General features: G+C 68.6%; 17 protein-coding genes and 1 tRNA gene. 11 read left to right on the top strand and 7 right to left on the bottom strand.

All coding sequences use genetic code 11. The features are described from left to right. Positions 1-50 precede the first annotated feature (50 nt). Entirely contained in the window at positions 51-383 is a 333-nt protein-coding gene (locus LK10_RS09495; protein ID WP_043122847.1) for an STAS domain-containing protein, read from the top strand. Next, on the top strand, positions 376-804 hold the full coding sequence (locus tag LK10_RS09490; RefSeq protein WP_043122845.1) for an ATP-binding protein: 429 nt from the start codon (positions 376-378) through the stop codon (positions 802-804). Before LK10_RS09495 ends, LK10_RS09490 begins: the two co-directional genes overlap by 8 nt. A 38-nt stretch (positions 805-842) precedes the next feature. On the opposite strand, the gene LK10_RS09485 is transcribed toward LK10_RS09490, so the two are convergent. Further along, the gene (locus LK10_RS09485) at positions 843-2,441 is read right to left on the bottom strand and encodes an HNH endonuclease (RefSeq protein WP_052207164.1); all 1,599 of its coding nucleotides are present in this window, start codon (positions 2,439-2,441) and stop codon (positions 843-845) included. Positions 2,442-2,552: 111 nt separating this feature from the next. After that, on the bottom strand, positions 2,553-3,302 hold the full coding sequence (locus LK10_RS09480) for a LysR family substrate-binding domain-containing protein (RefSeq protein WP_052207163.1): 750 nt from the start codon (positions 3,300-3,302) through the stop codon (positions 2,553-2,555). Between the two features lie 30 nt (positions 3,303-3,332). On the opposite strand from LK10_RS09480, the gene LK10_RS09475 reads away from it, so the two are divergent. Then, positions 3,333-3,737 carry a DUF5997 family protein gene (locus tag LK10_RS09475; RefSeq protein ID WP_043122844.1) on the top strand — a complete coding sequence of 135 codons (405 nt, stop codon included), beginning with the start codon at positions 3,333-3,335 and terminating at the stop codon, positions 3,735-3,737. A gap of 31 nt (positions 3,738-3,768) precedes the next feature. Here the strand turns inward: LK10_RS09475 and LK10_RS09470 are convergent, their stop codons facing one another. Genes LK10_RS09470 through LK10_RS09460 form a run of 3 tightly spaced genes read right to left on the bottom strand, consistent with a single transcriptional unit; the run spans position 3,769 to position 5,961 of the window. Next, on the bottom strand, positions 3,769-4,554 hold the full coding sequence (locus LK10_RS09470) for a glycoside hydrolase family 25 domain-containing protein (protein WP_156144110.1): 786 nt from the start codon (positions 4,552-4,554) through the stop codon (positions 3,769-3,771). Between the two features lie 44 nt (positions 4,555-4,598). Beyond that, a complete protein-coding gene (locus LK10_RS09465; RefSeq protein ID WP_043122841.1) occupies positions 4,599-5,354 on the bottom strand; it encodes a MerR family transcriptional regulator in 756 nt (251 codons plus the stop codon). Positions 5,355-5,403: 49 nt separating this feature from the next. Then, positions 5,404-5,961: a TetR/AcrR family transcriptional regulator gene (locus LK10_RS09460; protein ID WP_043122838.1), complete on the bottom strand. Its 558-nt coding sequence runs from the start codon at positions 5,959-5,961 to the stop codon at positions 5,404-5,406. Between the two features lie 76 nt (positions 5,962-6,037). On the opposite strand from LK10_RS09460, the gene LK10_RS09455 reads away from it, so the two are divergent. After that, positions 6,038-7,600, top strand: coding sequence for an MFS transporter (locus tag LK10_RS09455; protein ID WP_043122836.1), 1,563 nt, complete (start codon positions 6,038-6,040; stop codon positions 7,598-7,600). Here the strand turns inward: LK10_RS09455 and LK10_RS09450 are convergent. Beyond that, the gene (locus tag LK10_RS09450; RefSeq protein WP_043122835.1) at positions 7,562-8,260 is read right to left on the bottom strand and encodes a dienelactone hydrolase family protein; all 699 of its coding nucleotides are present in this window, start codon (positions 8,258-8,260) and stop codon (positions 7,562-7,564) included. The genes LK10_RS09455 and LK10_RS09450 overlap by 39 nt on opposite strands. A 57-nt stretch (positions 8,261-8,317) precedes the next feature. Here LK10_RS09450 and LK10_RS09445 point away from each other — a divergent pair, with 57 nt between their 5' ends. Continuing rightward, positions 8,318-9,856, top strand: a complete 1,539-nt coding sequence (locus LK10_RS09445) for a lipase maturation factor family protein (protein ID WP_043122833.1) — start codon at positions 8,318-8,320, stop codon at positions 9,854-9,856. A gap of 40 nt (positions 9,857-9,896) precedes the next feature. Here LK10_RS09445 and LK10_RS09440 read toward each other — a convergent pair. Continuing rightward, positions 9,897-9,979, bottom strand: a tRNA-Leu gene (locus LK10_RS09440). A gap of 250 nt (positions 9,980-10,229) precedes the next feature. On the opposite strand from LK10_RS09440, the gene LK10_RS09435 reads away from it, so the two are divergent. The 6 genes from LK10_RS09435 to LK10_RS09410 are packed head-to-tail and all read left to right on the top strand — an operon-like array spanning position 10,230 to position 17,649. After that, a complete protein-coding gene (locus LK10_RS09435) occupies positions 10,230-11,030 on the top strand; it encodes an FhaA domain-containing protein (protein ID WP_043122831.1) in 801 nt (266 codons plus the stop codon). Continuing rightward, entirely contained in the window at positions 11,027-11,500 is a 474-nt protein-coding gene (locus LK10_RS09430) for an FHA domain-containing protein FhaB/FipA (protein ID WP_043122829.1), read from the top strand. Before LK10_RS09435 ends, LK10_RS09430 begins: the two co-directional genes overlap by 4 nt. A 2-nt stretch (positions 11,501-11,502) precedes the next feature. Beyond that, on the top strand, positions 11,503-13,155 hold the full coding sequence (locus LK10_RS09425; protein ID WP_231567703.1) for a PP2C family protein-serine/threonine phosphatase: 1,653 nt from the start codon (positions 11,503-11,505) through the stop codon (positions 13,153-13,155). Next, positions 13,155-14,549 carry an FtsW/RodA/SpoVE family cell cycle protein gene (locus LK10_RS09420; protein ID WP_043122823.1) on the top strand — a complete coding sequence of 465 codons (1,395 nt, stop codon included), beginning with the start codon at positions 13,155-13,157 and terminating at the stop codon, positions 14,547-14,549. Before LK10_RS09425 ends, LK10_RS09420 begins: the two co-directional genes overlap by 1 nt. Beyond that, positions 14,546-16,006 carry a peptidoglycan D,D-transpeptidase FtsI family protein gene (locus LK10_RS09415; RefSeq protein ID WP_043122821.1) on the top strand — a complete coding sequence of 487 codons (1,461 nt, stop codon included), beginning with the start codon at positions 14,546-14,548 and terminating at the stop codon, positions 16,004-16,006. Before LK10_RS09420 ends, LK10_RS09415 begins: the two co-directional genes overlap by 4 nt. Beyond that, positions 16,003-17,649, top strand: coding sequence for a serine/threonine-protein kinase (locus LK10_RS09410; protein WP_081998417.1), 1,647 nt, complete (start codon positions 16,003-16,005; stop codon positions 17,647-17,649). The genes LK10_RS09415 and LK10_RS09410 overlap by 4 nt, the downstream gene beginning before the upstream one ends. Positions 17,650-17,717 lie beyond the last annotated feature (68 nt).

The following is a 17,717-nucleotide window of genomic DNA, read 5'->3' as shown; positions in this document are numbered from 1 at the left end:
ATGAATTCTGGACCGCGAACGAATTCTGGACTTTAGACGAAGGAGGAACGATGAAGTTTGCCGTCGAAGATCGGGACGGCTATACGGAAGTGGCCGCGGAGGGACGCCTCAACATGGTGAGCGCTCCCCTGCTGCGGTCCGCCGTCGCAGATGCGATCGAAGCTGGGCATCGGCTCCTCGTCCTCAACCTTGGGGGCACGGACTTCATGGACTCCTCCGGCCTTGGCGCCCTTGTCGGCTGCCTCAAGGCTGCCCGGCAGGCGGGCGGTGACCTCCGGATAGCGAACGTGGGCGAACAGGTCCAGATGGTCCTCAAGCTGACGAGCATGGACCGGATCCTCACCCCATACAGCAAGCCCGAGGACGCGTTCAAAGATGCCTGAGCTGCTCGCCCAGGGCCACGTGCGAGGACCCGCCGCGCCGCACATCGTCGATGCAGTCCAGGACGAGCTTTCCCGCGTGTGGGAGCAAGCGCTAGTCATCAGCCTGAGCGATCGCATGCCCTTCGAGCTTGCCGTCGTCGAGGTCGTGACGAACGCCGTCAGGCACGCGAAGCCGGCCATCGATGAGGTTGAGCTCGACCTCGAGGTCGAGGTGCATCGCGACCTCCTGCTCGCTCGCCTATTCGAGCTCGGCGCGCAGCCTGCCGACATACCGGAAAGCGCCGGCACGATGCCCAGTCCTGACTCGGAAATGGGCCGTGGCCTCGCGCTCGCCCGTCAGCTCCTCACGACCATCACCTGTGAGCGCCGCGACGACGCGAACGTATGGACGCTCACGCGCTCGGCTGACGGGAAGGCCTGACTCGCCGATCCGCTGAGGGACGGCTAGGCCGCCCCACCTCACTGAGCGCGCGCATGTTCCCGTTTGGCGATGCGTTCCGGTTCTCGTCGCTCGCGCTGTCCCTCACTCGGTGGTGAGGAGCCGGGGAGTCTGGGCGGGGGTGAGTAGTATTCGTGGCCCGTCGGGGTGATCGTGAGGATATCCCCGCGCGTGCCGTCCGGTTCGTCGGTTCCGACCACATTCCGTTCCCATCCGGGGGATTCCTTCGCGTAGTTGCACGCCTCGCACAGGCCCTGCCCGTTCTCGGCGCTCGTCTCCCCGCCCGAAGCAACCGGGACCACGTGGTCAATGTGCCGGATCGGGGCCTCACAGAACGGGGTCCGGCAGACTTGGTCCCGGATCTCAACAAACTCGGCCAGCGCCCGGGGGAACCGGCGGGACCTTGAGTCCATGGCGGCGAGCTCCCCTGTGGTCGGATCGAGGTAGAGGCGGCGCAACCATGCCCCCGCCAGCGATGCAGCCGCTGGCAGCGGTCCGGCCGGGACCGTTCCCGCCTCTCCCGGCACACCGTCAGGGGTCGAGCCTGGACCGCTCCTACGCGCAGCTGCGGCAACCATGGCGCGCGCCTGCCGGGCGGGGATCCTCCCGTAGCCCTGCAGCAGCGCGGGCTCCCGGCCGCCTTGGAACAGCGAGGAGTCCGTCATCACGAGCCCGACCCGCAGTGGCACCGCATCGGCGCGCTCCTGCCCGGTCACCCGCTCCACGAGAGCATCGGCCGCGACCTGACCCGCCGTGCGCGGATCCCCGGCAGCCCGTGCCGCCGCCCCCGCAGCCCGCAGCGCCCCGCCGACCGCCGCAGCCTGAGCCACCGGCAGGACCGCCGTCAGCTGGGCCATCGCATCCGGCAGCCGCCGCACCGTGACCCGCCGCCCCTCCACGGCCCTGGCCGCCCGCTCCAACGCGGCACGTCCGTCGAGGGCGTCCACGGCCGCCCGGACCGCATCCTGGACTCCCCGGTCGCCCAGGCCCTCCAGAGTCCGCGGATGTCCCGCGAGGTCCTCGTCCACCACCGCCCGCCCCGCCGGGCAGAGCACCTCCACGCCCTCTGCCACGTACCCCGCACGCTCCTCGCTCAGGAGCCCCGCCGCCAGCATCCCGAACGTGCACGGCAGCTCCCCCACGAGCCGCTTCGACACCGCCAGCAGCCTGGCCCCCCGTGCGGGCGAGACCCTGCGCGCCAGCGCGATCTGCGCCGACGCCGAACGCTCCCCCACCCTCGTCCGGGCCCGACTCGTCCGGGACCCCAGTGCGGCCGCGCGCGGGTCCATTCCCGCCTCGCACAGCCTGGCGAACTCCACCTGCACGCGGGCCTGCTCCGCCGCCGCTGCCGCCTTGAGCCGCTCGAGCGCCTCAAGACGCTCGATCAGCCCCGGGCCGTCCAGATCGCCCAGAACACCCCCCACACCGAGCCGGGCCAGGAAGGAAACCACCTCCGAGTTCGAAGGCCCCCCGATCGGCCGCCCGACCAACGCCCCCTGCGCGCTCCGCCAGCCCTCGGAGTGCGCAGCGCCCTCCCCGACGCCTCGATCGCGCACGCCCGTCTGCTCGCTCGAAAGAGCCGAATCGCCCGAACGGAGCCAGTCCCCCACACCAACCATGGAACAAGTCTATCGAAGACGAATTCGAAAGACAAACAAGCAATCAAATAAATATTCGATATGAGTGGCGGAACTGCCCGGCTTCCGAAGAACCGCAGAGAGCGAGCCGCGTCAACGAGCGCGCCGCCGGCGCTGGCCATGACCTTTCCCAGCCGCGGGCTTCCCAGCTCCGGGCTTGCCCGCACCCTTCCGACCGCGCCCCTTCCCCGCCTGTGACGCCTCATTGCGCGCCTTCGCCTCGGACGACTGCGCGGCCGAGCGGTCGGACCGCCTCTGCTTCGCAGCCTCCTGCTGCCCGCGCTGCACAGAGGCCTGCCTCGAACTGCTGGCAGACCTTCCCCGCACAATGCCGATGAACTCCTGGATGGCCTCGCTCTCGTTCTCGCGCAGCCACGCGACGCCCACCTCGTATCCGGGCACACCAGTCACCGGCCGATACCGCAGTTCCGGCCGGTTCAAGTGCCGAACAACGCTCATGGGCAGGATCGCGAGCCCAGCCCCTCCCTCCACAAGGTCCAGGCGCTCGGAGGCCCCGCCGTCGTACTCAAAGAGCTCATCCTCGATCTCGGCGAATGCCACTTCTTCGAAGGCCTGGATCTCGTGGCCCTTCGGGGCCACGACCACGGGGAGCTCTTCGTAGAGCGGGATCAGGTGAAGCCCCTCCCGATCGATCGGAAGCCGTACGAACGCGACGTCGGCGCGACCCTCGTGCAAGACGGCAACCTGCTGGCTGTCCTCGACGAGCTCCGAGGCGAGGGCGACGTCCGGGAAGCGATCCTCCCAGCGTCGGAACCACTTGCCGGGCGCGACCCCCGCGACGAAGGCAACGCGCAGAATGGCAGCCGGCTGCTCGGAATCCATGCGTCCACCGTACCGGGCTAGGCTTGATCCATGACTTCCCGCAAGCCCCAGTCCATGAAGCCGGCCACCGCCGCGAAGAAGCTGGGCATCTACCTGCCGGCGACCCCTCAGGAGTTCCAAGAGGGCGAGGTCTCACGCGAGGAACTTGACGAACTGCAGTCGAACCCACCGGAGTGGCTCACGGAACTCCGCCGTAACGGGCCGCATCCCCGGCCGGTCGTCGCCCAGAAGCTCAATGTCACGATCAGCGGCCTCGCGAGAGGCGGCGTGACCGAGGCGCTCACGACCGACCAGATCGGGGAACTCCTGAAGAGCCGCCCGCAATGGCTCGTCGACGAGCGAGCGAACATGGCCGCGGTGCGCGACGAGCAGAAGCGCGTGCGTGAGGCTGCTGCCGCGAAGAAGAGCAAGGGCGCCTCGCAGCACTACCACTGACGGGCGGCAGATCAGTCACAGCGGCGGCAGGTCAGTCACGGCACGAGTAGTCACCGTCGACCGCTGAGAGGTACTGAGTCAACACAATTCTTCCGCGGGGAGTGAGTGGCGGGCGCGCGCAGAGGGACTCCGCGCCGATCGCCGTCGTCGCTCCAGGAAGCCACTCGGGCAGTGCGGCGAGCGGGCTCGTCGACGGCGTGCCTCCCACGATCCGGCCCCACTGCTTGGCAGTCGAGTAGATTCCCACCCGCGCCCCGTGCGCGGCGAGCGAAGCAGCCATGCCCTCGAGAACCGCCCTGTTCTGGGTCGTGTCGGCCTGCCAGGTGTTGGCGGCCTCAACGTCGAGCCACCACACGTAATCACTTGCCGCCGCCGGAAGTCCCGCCGCCTGGGCGGCGGGGGCGAGGCGCTGCGCAACGTCCTCGTCAGTCAAGACCCAGCCGAATTGCCACGCGCACGCCGGATTCGCCTGCCCAGCGCACGCTCCGTAGGGGGTCGTGCCCGACGTCGGCCACCCGGCTGGGAGCTTCGCCGGCGCGGGGGCGGCCGGGTCGGCAGTGTTGACATAGAGCTGGACCTTCGGCTGAGCCGTCTCGCCCGTGGTTCCCGCCGCCCAGGCGAGCTCCGCTCCGAGGCAGGGGTTCGTCGTCGTCGATATGCCGTGGTTCAGTCCGACGACGCCGAATGCGACCCCTGCGGGCGGCGACGGCGCGCCGCATTGCGGGTACGAGACGTCGGCGCCGAGGACGGCGGGCGCCGTGGGCCTTGTGGGAGGCAGCGGGACGCTTGGGACCGCGGCTCCCCCAAGGGCGAGCACGAGGAGGGCGGCAGCAGCCGCGCCCGCGAAGCGCGCGCCGATGCCTAGAGCTCTCGCTCGGCGTACACCCTCAGAGCGTCGCGGACGAAGGCAGCTCCCTCCGTGCCGCCGTAGTTCGCCGCGAAGCGCTCGTCAGCCACGTACATGTCGGCGAGGCCGAGCACGTAGGCCTTTGCAGGTCCCTCCGGGTAGCCGGGCGTTCCGGGGATGCTGCCGAGCCAATCGACGTGGCGAGCCGCCAGAGTCTGAGCGGTGTCGCTTTCTGGTGATGCGCCGCTTCCGGCCGCCGCCTGCCAGTCGGCCATGAGCCGCGCGATCCGCTCCTTCCATTGGCCCTGGCCCTCGGCGCCGAGTCCGCGCCACCACTTGTCGCTCTCCTCGTAGGCCTCCGAGCCCCAGCGGGCTTCGACCTCATCCTTGTACTGCGTGTGATCGAAGCCGTCGAACATGTCCTGTGCCATGAGCCGGCCCCCTCCTTCCAGTTTCCGAATCGTCGTCTCGACTGCGCGGATCTGCCGTGCAAGCCGCTCCTGCTCCTGCTTTAGCCACACGAGGTGGGTGCGCAAGGCACTCGCCTGGTCCGTCTGCTTTCCAAGAACCTCCGCGACGGCGGCAAGGCTCAGGCCGAGTTCGCGGAGCAGGAGGATGCGCTGGAGCCGCACGAGCGACTCCTCGTCGTAGTACCGGTAGCCGTTGTGGCCCACGCGGCTCGGCTCGAGCAGCCCGACCGCGCCGTAATGGCGCAGGGTCCGGCTGGTCGTTCCCGCCAACTTGGCGACTTCCTGGATGCTCCAGTCCATGCAGCCCTCCCTTACCTTTTCGAGGGTAGAAGTTGACGCCGCGTCAAGGTCAAGGAGTGGAATCAGCGGCCCTTCCGCTCAAGCGGTCGACGACGGCGAGCAGCTCCCCGACCGAGGTCCCGAAGGTCTTCTCGGGCCAAGTACCCGCGAGCGACGAATAGTGGTACAGGCCCTCCCCCATGAGCATGACGGCGGTCGCGACGGCCGGGTCGGGAACCTCGCGGCGGATGAGCTCGAGCCACGCCGCGTCCATCTCCTCGAGCACCGCGAGCGCACTTTCGTGGCCGGCCTGGGCAAGGCGCACCGCGGCGACGAAGAACGCGTCCATATCCGTACCCGAGTTGACCGAAGTGCGGACGAAGTACCTTGCCGGGCCCTCAGGGTCAGCAGCCATGCGCTCCCGGTCGAGCGCGGCTGCCTCCCGCAGGGCGGCGAGGAGCGCTTCGGCGAGAGCGTCCTTGCTCTTGAAGTGATACAGGAGCCCGCCCTTCGAAACTCCCGCGCGGGCCGCGACGGCGTCCATGGTGGCCGCCCGCTCGCCCTCTGAGACGAGCAGGTCGCGGTAGGCGGCGAGCAGGGCTTCGCGGGCCTTGGGCGGTCTGGGCATAAGGCCACTGTACGTGGCGTTGTAACTAAACCGTCCAGACGGTATAGTTACAACCGACTACGGAAGAGAGACCTCCATGTTCCAGGCTGCTTCGCACACTCGCGCCCGCGTCGCGTCCGGATCGACCCGGCGATGGCTCGCCCTTGCGGCACTCATGTTCCCGGTGCTGCTCATCGCCGTCGACAACACTGTCCTTGCCTTCGCGCTCCCCGCGATCTCCCTCGCGCTCCAGCCCAGCAGCACCGAGGCTCTCTGGATCGTGGACGTCTACGCGCTCGTCCTCGCCGGGCTCCTTGTCCCCATGGGCAGCATCGGCGACCGTATCGGCAGGCGGCGGATCCTCCTCATCGGCGCGACCGGCTTCGCAGCCGTCTCTGCGCTGGCGGCGTTCGCAACGACCCCTGCCCAACTCATCGGTGCGCGAGCACTCATCGGCGTGTTCGGCTCCATGATCATGCCTGCCACTCTCTCGCTCATCCGCAACATCTTTTCGGACGACGCCGAGCGGCGCCTCGCGATCGCCATCTGGGCCGCCACCTATTCGGGCGGTGCCGCCCTGGGTCCGCTCGTCGGCGGGGCGCTCCTCGAACACTTCGCGTGGGGCTCTGTGTTCCTACTCGCCGTCCCCGCGCTCGTCCCGCTTCTCGTGCTCGCACCGGTGCTCGTGCCCGACTCGCGCGACCCCGCGCCGTCGCCCGTCGACCCGCCGAGCATCCTCCTGGTCGTGGGGGCGGCAACCGCGGTCGTCTACGGAATCAAGGAACTCGCGCACGACGGCGGCACCCCGGCAGCGCTCATCCTCGCCGCTGGCGTTGGGGCTGGCTGGGCATTCGTCCGTCGGCAGTTGCGGAAGCCGCAGCCGATGCTCGACGTCAAACTGTTCCGCAATCCAGCGTTCAGCTCGGGCCTGGCCGCGAACCTCCTGAGCATCTTCTCGCTCGTGGGGTTCACGCTCTTCCTGTCGCAGCACCTCCAACTCGTCGCCGGAGAATCGCCTCTGCACGCGGGGCTGCTCATGCTCCCGGGGCTGGCCCTGACGATCGCGACGGGGCTTGCGGCGGTGCGCCTTGCGGCAAGGTTCTCCGCGCGATCCGTCATGGTTGCGGGCCTGCTGCTCAACGCCCTCGGCTACGGGGTGGTTCTCGCCTTCGGGCGGGATGGGTCCCTCCCTGCGCTGCTCACGGGCTTCACGATCGTCGGTGCCGGGGTGGGCCTCGCCGAGACCCTCTCGAATGACCTGATCATCGCGAGCGTCCCGCCCACGAAGGCTGGCGCCGCGTCAGCCATCTCCGAGACCGCGTACGAGCTCGGAGCCGTGCTCGGCACGGCGATCCTGGGAAGCGTGCTGGCGGCGGCGTACCGGCTCAACGTCACCGTCCCGCCAGGTCTGACCTCCGAGGCTGCGGGGCGCGCACGCGAGACGCTCGGCGGAGCGGTCGACGCCGCGCCCCTCCTTCCCAGCGGCCCGGCGTCGGAGCTGCTGGCCTCGGCCTTCCACGCGTTCGACTCAGGCGTCGCGGTGACCGCAGCGATCGGCGCCGCGCTCATGCTGGCCGCGGCCGCCGTCGTCGGCCATGCGCTGCGCTGCGGCGGCGAGCCCTCAGCGCACCTTGTCCTTGAGGAACTGCACCGCCCGTGACCACGCGAGCTTCGCCGCCTCTGGACGGTAGTTGCCCTGAGGGTTGGAATCGTTGGCGAACGCGTGGCCTGCGTCATAGAAGAAGAACTCGACCTCGGCCCCGGACTCTCGCCGGATCTGCTCGGCCTGCTTCCGGGCCTCCGCGGCCGGGTAGCCCCGGTCGTGCTCGCCGTAGTGCCCCTGGACGGCAGCGCGCACCCCGGAGAAGTCGTTCGGGACGCCCTGCCCGACGCCATAGAACGGCACCGCCGCGCTCACGCGTTCGCCCTGCTGCGCGGCGAGCTGGAGGACGAAACCGCCGCCCATGCAGAAGCCGATCGCGCCGACGGTCGAGCTTGTGACCTCAGGAAGGGAGAGCAGATAGTCGACGGCGCCGGCAAGAAGGCGGGCGCCTTCCTCTTCGGGGAGGTCGCGCATGATGCGGGCGGCCTCGGCGCCGTCGTGCGCCACCCGGCCGCCGTACAGGTCTGGGGCAAGGGCCACGAAGCCCTCGGCCGCGAGCCTGTCGGTGACATCCCGAATGTGGTCCACGAGCCCCCACCACTCCTGGATCACGATGACTCCCGGCCCCGAACCCGACTCGGGCCGAGCGAGGTATCCGTGGGCCTCTCGGCCAGCGGAGGGGAACGTGACGTTCTGGAAAGGCCTCTGTTCGTTCATGCGACCACGCTAGCTTCGATGCTGCCCGCGCGCGTACCCGCGGCGTAGCGTGGGTATATGGACTGGGTGCTCTGGTTCAGCGCGCCAGACTATGAGCTGGCGAGGATTGTGCTCCAGCGGGGCGTCGCCGCCCTGTACTTCGTCGCGTTCCTCTCGAGCCTCAATCAGTTCCCGGCCCTGCTGGGCGAAAATGGCCTTCTCCCGGTGCCGGACTTCGGCTCCGCGTTCCACCGCCTCCGCCGCCCCACGCTGTTCCGCTGGGGATACTCCGACCGCCTCCTGCGTTGGATGTGTGCGGGCGGCCTCGTCATTTCGGGGCTAATCATCCTCGGAATCCCGCAGCTGGGCCCGCCCTGGATCCCGCTCATCGCGTTCCTCGTCCTGTGGGCCCTCTACATGTCGATCGTGAACGTCGGCCAGACGTTCTACGGCTTCGGCTGGGAGATGCTCCTGCTCGAGGCCGGCTTCACGGTCGCGTTCCTCGGTTCCGACCAGAGCCCGCCGCCCACGGCCATGCTGCTCGTGACGGCGTGGCTCGCGTTCCGCCTCGAGTTCGGTGCGGGGATGATCAAGATTCGGGGCGGCCAAGAGTGGCGCGACCTCACTGCCCTCTACTATCACCACGAGACCCAGCCCATGCCCGGGCCGCTCAGCCGGCAGTTCCATCTGCTGCCGAAGCCGCTGCACAAGGTCGAGGTCGTGGGGAACCATTTCGCGCAGCTCGTGGTGCCGTTCTTCCTGTTCGCCCCGCAACCCCTCGCGACGATCGCTGCCGCCGTCGTCGTCGTGACCCAGCTCTGGCTCATCCTCTCGGGCAACTTCGCGTGGCTCAACTGGTCCGCGATCGTGCTCGCGTGCTCGGCCGTGAGCGACCGCGTGGTCAACGCCGTCTTCCCATTCATGCCGGTGCAGTACTCGTCGGAATCCTGGGCCGTGGCAGCTTCCCGCTCCGGCGGCGTGTGGTCCGGCGGCCTCTTCGCGGGCGGTCTCGGCGAGCCCACCGGCTACCCGGGCGACGTCTTCTCCTGGATATGGGCCCTCGTCTCGCTCGCCGCCGCGGTCTTCCTGGCAGTGCTCGGGTACCAGCCCCTCAAGAACCTCTTCTCACGCCGCCAACTCATGAATGCTGCCTTCAACCGTTGGATGCTGGGCAATACCTATGGCGCCTTCGGGAGTGTCACCAAGCGGCGGGTCGAGATCGTGGTCGAAGGAACGCTCGACGACGACCCGTCCGACGACGCCGATTGGCGCGAGTACCGCTTCAAGGGCAAGCCCGGGGAGGCCGAAAGGCTGCCCCGCCAGTGGGCTCCGTACCATCTGCGCCTCGACTGGCTCATGTGGTTCCTCCCGCTGCGCACGGTCCACGAGGAGTGGTTCTACGCCTTCCTGTTCAAGCTCCTCGAGGCGGATCCGGCGACCCTCCGCCTCCTCCGCGCCGACCCGTTCAATGGGGAGCGTCCGCGATGGATCCGCGTGCGCAACGCCCTCTACGAGTTCTCGAGCCGGGAGCGGTTCCGCGAGACGCATGAGCGCTGGGAGATCACGCCGCTCCGGGTGCTCATCCGGCCGATCGAACTGCGGGACGTGGCTGCGTGAACGAAAGAACCCCCGGCCTCAAAGGCCGGGGGTTCGTTTGTGCGCGAGGCGGGATTTGAACCCGCACGCCCTTTCGGACACTGGCACCTGAAGCCAGCGCGTCTGCCGTTCCGCCACTCGCGCTCACAATCCGCGGACGGCCGTAAAGGCCCGCTCCCGCGAAAGCAGCGAGCTCAAGCATAGCCGAGCCCAAGACGGATACGAAATCGATGGGGGTGCCGCAGGGCGCCCCGGAGGCCGCGAATCGGGAGTTTGCAGAACAGCCCAGTAGTATCGGAGAAGCATCGAACGCACGCGCAGCGCAGAGGCACCTACGCCACCGTCACTTCGCCGCGCGCTCCGACTGACGGCGAGCCGAGAGAGGAGGACGGCCATGGGACTGCTCGATCGCCTCGAGCTCGGCATTGAAAAGGCCGTGCACGGCGTCTTCTCGCGAGGCAACGCCCAGATCCAGCCTGTCGAGATTGCGAGCCGCCTGCGGCGCGTGATGGACAACCAGGCCATCGCCATTTCGCAGGGCCGAACCCTTGCACCGAACATCTTCGAGGCCCGCCTCGGCGACACCGATTTCGACCGCGTCCAGCAGTGGGGCCAGCCGCTGGCCGAGGAGCTCTGCGACGTCGCCGTCCAGCATGCCCGTTCGCAGGGCTACACGCTTCAGGGGCCAGTCCGCTTCTCGTTCAAGCACGACGGCGACCTCAAGCCTGGGGCCTTCGAGGTCACCGCGCGCTCGGAGAAGGGATCCGCGCCGCCGGTCATGCCGGCCCCCCGCCGTCCGGTTCCCCCCGCGCCCCCTCGCGTGCCGTCGGCGCCGAACCGCTTCCCGGCTGGCGCCTTCCCTGGGGGCGCGACGATGCAGCAACCGCTCCACCTCCACCCCGTCCTCGAAATCGACGGTCAGCGATATTCGCTCAACGCCGATTCGGTCGTCCTCGGCCGCTCATCTGAGGCGGACGTCGTCGTGGACGACACGGGAGTCTCCCGCCGGCACCTCGAGATCCGTCGGAGCCAAGGCCACGTCTACGCCGTCGACCTCGGTTCGACCAACGGAAGCTATGTCAACGGCGAGCGGGTCAACGGTTCCGTCGAGCTCCGGGACGGTGCGACGATCGCGATGGGCCGCACCCGCATCGTCTTCCGCATGCTGCCGGCCCCATTGGGAGGGTCCGCGTGAACGAACTGACGCTCACCGTCCTCCGTCTCGGCTTCCTCGTGCTCATGTGGGTGCTCGTCTTCAGCATCGTCGGCGCGATGCGGCGGGACCTCCTGGTCGGGCGTCGTCACAAGACTGGTGCGCCGAGCGCCCGTGAGGTCCGCAGGAACCCAGCCCTCGCCGAGCCCCCGCCACGGCAGCACGCACGCGAGCTCGTCGTCGTCGAGGGACCGCTGGCTGGCGCGAGCATGGCGCTCGGGGAGAGCCCGATCCTGCTCGGCCGCGCCCAGGAGGCCACGCTCGTGCTCGAGGACGACTACGCCTCCGGCCGCCACGCTCGCCTGTTCCCGCAGGGAAGCCGCTGGTTCATCGAGGACCTCGGCTCCACGAACGGCACCTATCTCGCTGACCGCCAGCTCACCCGCGCCCAGCCCGTCGAGCTCAACGTCCCGATCCGCATCGGGAAGACCGTGATCGAGCTGAGGCCCTGACCTTGCCGGATACCCAGCTGATCCTGCGGTACGCGGCCCGCTCCGACGTGGGCAGGCTGCGCGCCAAGAACGACGACTCCGCCTACGCCGGGCGTCATCTTGCCGTCGTCGCCGACGGGATGGGCGGCCATGCGGGCGGGGACGTTGCGAGTGCGTCCACGGTCCTCGACCTGGTCCACCTCGACCACGGTGGGTACGGGGACAGCGGCGAAGCGGGCACCGTGCTCGCTGACGAGATCCAGACGGCGAACTCGCTGCTCTCCGAACTCGTGGCGACGAATCCCAAGCTCGCGGGCATGGGGACGACCGTCACCGCGATCCTCCTGAACGGGACCAAGCTCGCGTTCGCGCACATCGGCGACTCCCGTGCCTACCGCATGCGGGGCAACAAGTTCGAGCAGATGAGCGTGGACCACACGTTCGTCCAACGGCTCATCAACGAAGGCCGCCTGCGCCCGGAGGAGGCCGAGACCCATCCGCACAAGAACGTCCTCATGCGCGTCCTCGGCGACGTCGATGCGAGCCCCGAGCTGGACCTGACCTCCTTCGACGTCGAAGAGGGCGAACGCTGGCTTCTGTGCTCGGACGGCCTCAATTACGTTCCGCACCCCATTGTCGAGCGGACGGTGCGCGAGATCGAGGATCCGGGAGAGTGCGCCGACAAGCTCATCGCGCTGACCCTCGCGGCCGGGGCGCCGGACAATGTGACCGTAATAGTGGCGGACATTGTGGCAGGCAAGGCGGACGACGACGAGAGCGCCGTCGACGACGAGAAGCCCCCCGCCGCGCCCGCTGCCGCCGCGACGGTCACTGCCTCGGCCGCGGCGCGGACGCCCGTGACATCCGCTTCACGAGCGGAATCTCCCACGGGCAAGGAGGCCTCCGGGGAGGACGGCGAGCTCGGCGAGGACGAGGCGGCCCGCCATGAAGTCCCGACGGATCCCAACCTCGGCGCCCACCTCTCAGCAGAAGTACTCCGGAGCGAGCTGGACAGCCGCCCGCACGAGCTTGTCGGCGCAGCAGCCGCCGCCGCCGAAAGCGGCTCGCTCCCCTCCGTTGCGAGCAGGACGGCCGCCCGTCGCGCCGCCGCGCTCCTCACCCACCGCGCCGAACCCGAGGTCGAGGTCGAAGACACGGAGACCGAGGCAGACACGATGCGGCGCCAGCTCCGCCGATGGGTCAGGCTCATCCTGGCAGCGGTCGTAGCGGTCGCGATCGTGCTCGGCCTGTGGCTGGGGTACGCATGGACGCAGACCCGCTACTACGTCGGGGCGTACAACAACCACGTAGCGATCTTCAACGGGGTGTCCCAGACGCTCGGCCCCATCTCGCTCTCGAAGGTCTACACGACGACGGACATCACCATGAACTCGCTGCCCGACTTCCAGAAGCAGCGGCTCCAGGCAGGCGTCCCGGCCACGAGCCTTTCCGAGGCCCAGGACATTGTCGCCAACCTTCGCACCAACCCCGAGAGCTGCTTCAACTCGCCCTCGGGGTCCCCCTCCTCGGCAACACCGTCCGCGTCGGCAACGCCCTCGGCAAAGCCGTCTGCGTCTGCGACGGCAATACCCCCGGGCCACCCCTCGCCGTCGCCCTCGGCCACGCATCCATCGAGCAGCCCCTCGCCCACCAACCCGTGCTTGGGAGGCCAATAGTGAGCGCTGTCGACGCCGCCGTGCGCCCACGGCGCAACATCGAACTCGTCCTGCTGATCCTCGCCCTCGTTGTCGGGTGCGGCGCGAACGCCTTGACCGCGCTCAACGAGGGGACTTCGCTCGGAAGCAACTTCTGGCTCGAGAGCGGCACGATCACCATCGCATCCCTTGCTCTGCATGTCTCGCTGCGATTCCGCGCGAAGTATGCCGATCCGCTCATCCTTCCGATCGTCGTAGCCCTGAACGGGCTCGGCCTCGCGATGATCCACCGCCTCGACACGCCGCAGACCGACTACGGCAACGCACAGGCGCGCTGGACCGTGATCGGAATGGCCCTCGCGGCCATCGTCATCTGGTTCCTCAAGGACCACCGCACGCTTCGCCGCTTCACCTACATCTCGCTCATCCTGAGCGCCGTCCTGCTCGTGCTCCCCCTCGTGCCCGGAATCACCGCGGGGGACATCAACGGCGCCCAGGTGTGGATCAGAGTCGGCTCGGCCTCGTTCCAGCCGGGAGAGGTCGCGAAGATCACGATCGGCATCTTCTTCGCGGGCTACCTCTCGACCAACCGCGACCTCATCCTGCTTGCGGGGCGCCGCATCGGCAAGCTCCAGCTGCCGCGCTTCCGCGACCTGGGGCCGATGGTGATCGCGTGGCTCGCGAGCATCGGAATCCTGATCTTCCAGCATGACCTCGGCATGTCGATCCTCTTCTTCGGGATCTTCATCTCGATGATCTACGTCGCGACGAGCCGCGCGAGCTGGGCGCTCCTCGGCATCATCCTCATGTTCGCCGGCTCCGTGGCCGCGGGCTACATCTTCCCGCACATCGCCCTGCGCGTTGACGGCTGGCTCAACGCCTTCGACCCCAACGTGTTCGGGCGCCAGTACGGCGGCAGCTATCAGATCGTGCAAGGCCTGTTCGGAATGGCCAACGGCGGCCTCATCGGGACGGGGCTGGGCCAAGGACGCCCTGACCTCGTGCCCTTCGCGAACTCGGACATGATCATCGCCGCCTTCGGCGAGGAGCTCGGACTCGTGGGGCTCTTCGCGATCGTCATGATGTACGCCCTCCTCGTAACTCGGGGCATGCGCGCGGCAATCGGCGCGCGGGACGCGTTCGGCAAGCTCCTCGCCTGCGGGCTCTCGGCGGGGATCGGGCTCCAGTGCTTCGTCGTGATCGGCGGCGTGACGCGGCTCATCCCGCTCACGGGCCTCACGACGCCGTTCCTCGCGGCCGGCGGTTCGTCGCTCCTTGCGAACTGGATCATCGTGGCACTCCTCCTCGTCATCTCGAATGCTGCACGTCGGCCCGTCGACACGACGCCCATCGCGCCGGACGAAGCCTCCGGCGCTCCCGAAACCATCCTGACCCAGGCGGTGAAGCAGCGATGAACCAGGCCATCAGGAACGCGTGGATCGCCATTGCCGCGATGTTCGCCCTCATCCTGGGCTCCATCAGCTACGTGCAGGTGGTCGACGCCGACGCGCTCGACGCCAACCAGTGGAACAACCGCGCCATCCTGCAGACGTTCTGTCAGGACCGCGGGACCATTCTCGTGGCGGGGCAGCCGATCGTGCAGTCCGTCCCGACGGGCTCGGAATCGTGCAAGTACCAGCGCCAGTATCTTCAGGGGCCCCTCTACGCGGGGCTCACGGGCTACTACTCGAACATCTTCGGCTCGACCGGCCTCGAGAAGAGCATGAACTCGACGCTCACGGGTACCTCAGACCAGCTCCTCCTCGACCGGATCAAGCAGCTCTTCCTCGGGCAGCAGCCGCAGGGCGCGTCTGTCGAGCTCACGATCGATCCCGCGATCCAGCAGCTCGCGTACAGCCTCATCCCGGACGGCATGCGCGGGTCCATCGTCGTGACGAACCCGAAGACCGGGGCGATCATCGCGATGGTGTCGAAGCCAAGCTATGACCCGAACCAGATCGCGACCCAGGATCAGGCGGCGGCCCAGGCCGCGATGACGAAGCTCCAGGGCATCCCCGGCATCAACCTCAACCAGAGCGTGAGCGGCCCGACTGGAAACCTGCTCGCCCCGGGCTCGGTCTTCAAGCTCGTCGACACGGCCGCCGCGCTCGCCTCAGGCAAGTACAACAAGGACAGCGTGCTGCCCAACCCGGCCGAGATGAAGCTGCCCGGGAGCACCGCGACGCTGCCGAACTACGCGGGCGGCAACTGCTACACCCAGAGCCAGGCGACCTTCGACTTCGCGCTCGAGCAGTCCTGCAATACGCCGTTCGCGTCGATCGCCCTCGACCTCGGCCAGGACGCCATCGGCAAGCAGGCCTCTGCCTTCGGCTTCGGCCAGGACGCCGGCGATCTCCTGCACCTCGACTATCAGGGCGGGGTCTGGCCCACGAACCTCGATCAGGCCCAGCTCGCCCAGTCCGCGATCGGGCAGTTCGATACGAAGGCGTCGCCCCTGCAGATCGCCCTCATGACGGACGCCATCGCAAACGGCGGAGTCGAGATGAAGCCCTCCCTCGTCAAGACCGTCCGGGGACCCGACCTCCGCGTCGTAGACGAGCCGAAGCCCGAGGTGCTCCGAACGTCGACCACGCCTGCGATTGCAGGCCAGATCACGCAGTGGATGAGCGAAGTGGTCTCGAACGGCATCGCAAAGGGAGCTGCTGTCCCAGGGATCAGCGTCGCCGGCAAGACGGGAACGGCCGAGCTGGGCACGAGCGGCCTCAACAACTCCTGGTTCACCGGCTTCGCCCCAGCGGACAATCCGCAGGTGCAGGTGACCATCGTGATGGAGGGCGTCGACGTCCTGACCGGAGCCAAACTGACCAGTCCGAGTGCGAGCAAGATCTTTGAGGCGGTGTTGAAGAAGTGAGACCCACATCGGGCATCACCTTGGGCGGCAGGTACCACCTGGAGAGCCGTATCGCCATCGGCGGCATGGGCGAAGTGTGGAATGCTCGCGACGAGGTGCTGGGGCGCAACGTCGCCATCAAGATCCTCAAGGAGGAGTACGCGGGCGATCCGGGCTTCCTCGAACGCTTCCGCAACGAGGCTCGGCACACCGCGCTGCTCAACCACAATGGCATCGCCAATGTCTTCGACTACGGCGAGGACAGCGGCTCGGCCTACCTCGTCATGGAGCTCGTGCCCGGCGAGCCGCTCAGCTCGATCCTCGAGCGGGAGAAGGTGCTCTCCCCCGACCGCACGCTCAACATCATGGCGCAGACGGCGCGTGCCCTCGCGGTCGCGCACGCGCGCGGACTCGTCCACCGCGACGTCAAGCCGGGCAACCTGCTCATCACGCCGGACAACCGCGTGAAGGTCACCGACTTCGGCATTGCACGCCTCGCCGATCAGGTCCCGCTCACGCAGACGGGCCAGGTCATGGGCACGGCCCAGTACCTCGCGCCGGAACAGGCTACGGGCCAGCAGGCTACGGGTTCGAGCGACATCTACTCGCTCGGGGTAATCGGCTACGAGTGCCTCACGGGCCACCGCCCGTTCTCCGGCGAGAGCCAGATCGCGATCGCGCTCGCGCAGGTCAACGATGCCCCGCCGCCGCTGCCTGAGCAGGTTCCCGCACCCGTCCGGGCCCTGCTCATGTCGATGCTCTCCAAGGATCCGCGGAACCGCCCCGCCAACGCGATCAAGCTCGCCGAGGCGGCAGAGGCGATCCGACGCGGCGACATCCGCGCGGCCCAAGCCGCCGTGCCGGGGATGCTCCTGCACGACGATTCGACCGAGGCGATGACCCAGCCGGTGCGCCAAGCTACGGCGCCCACCGCCGTCGTCGGCGGCGCTGCCCTCGCGGCCGGCGCTGCAGGCCTCGGCGCGGCGGCCGCGGGCGCTCAGGCGGCTCACGCCGCATCCCCGGCGACCGCAGCCCTGCCCCTCGCGGCAGCCGCGGACGACGGCGCGACGGCCGTGGAGGGTGATCACGCCGCCGGTGGCGCCTCGCCGCTGTACGCCCCCCTCGATGAGGAAGACATCGCGCCCGCGCCCGTGGAGAAGCGCCGCCGACGCAGGGCGCTCACGTGGCCGCTCGTGGCCCTCGTGCTCCTCCTCATCTTCGTGCTGCTCGGCATCCTGCTGAGCAACCTCGGCCTGTTCTCCTCGCCTGCCAAGAGCACGTCGTCGAGCGCTCCGCAGACCGTCTCGCAGAGTCCCACCCCGTCGGCGACGCCGACGCCCACGCCCACGCCCACCCCCACGCCGACGATCAGCACGATCAATGTGGCCGCGGCGGACTACGTGGGCCGGAACTACACGACGGTGCAGGGCGAGCTTGAAAGCTTGGGCTTCGTGGTCCAGCTCTCCCCCGTGACCCAGCAGCAGACGCAGGCGTTCCAGGGCGAGGTCCTGACCCTCAGTCCGACCGGTGCGCTGCCCGTGGGCTCGACGATCACAGTGACTTACGCGGTCGTTCCGGCTCCAACTCCCACCCCGACTCGGACCCCGACAGCACCCGCGACACCCTCAACGACGCCGACCTCCACACCTTCTGCCACTAAGTAGGTCCACACTGGTCTAATACGTCCTTCTGCCGGGGAAATAGAGGTCATGACGCAGCCCACCCATCTGCC

It is taken from the genome of Sinomonas humi (assembly GCF_000802235.1).
Taxonomy (GTDB): Bacteria; Actinomycetota; Actinomycetes; order Actinomycetales; family Micrococcaceae; genus Sinomonas; species Sinomonas humi.
The sequence above is the reverse complement of the archived record's forward strand: the minus strand, read 5'-3'. Positions and strand labels throughout refer to the sequence as shown.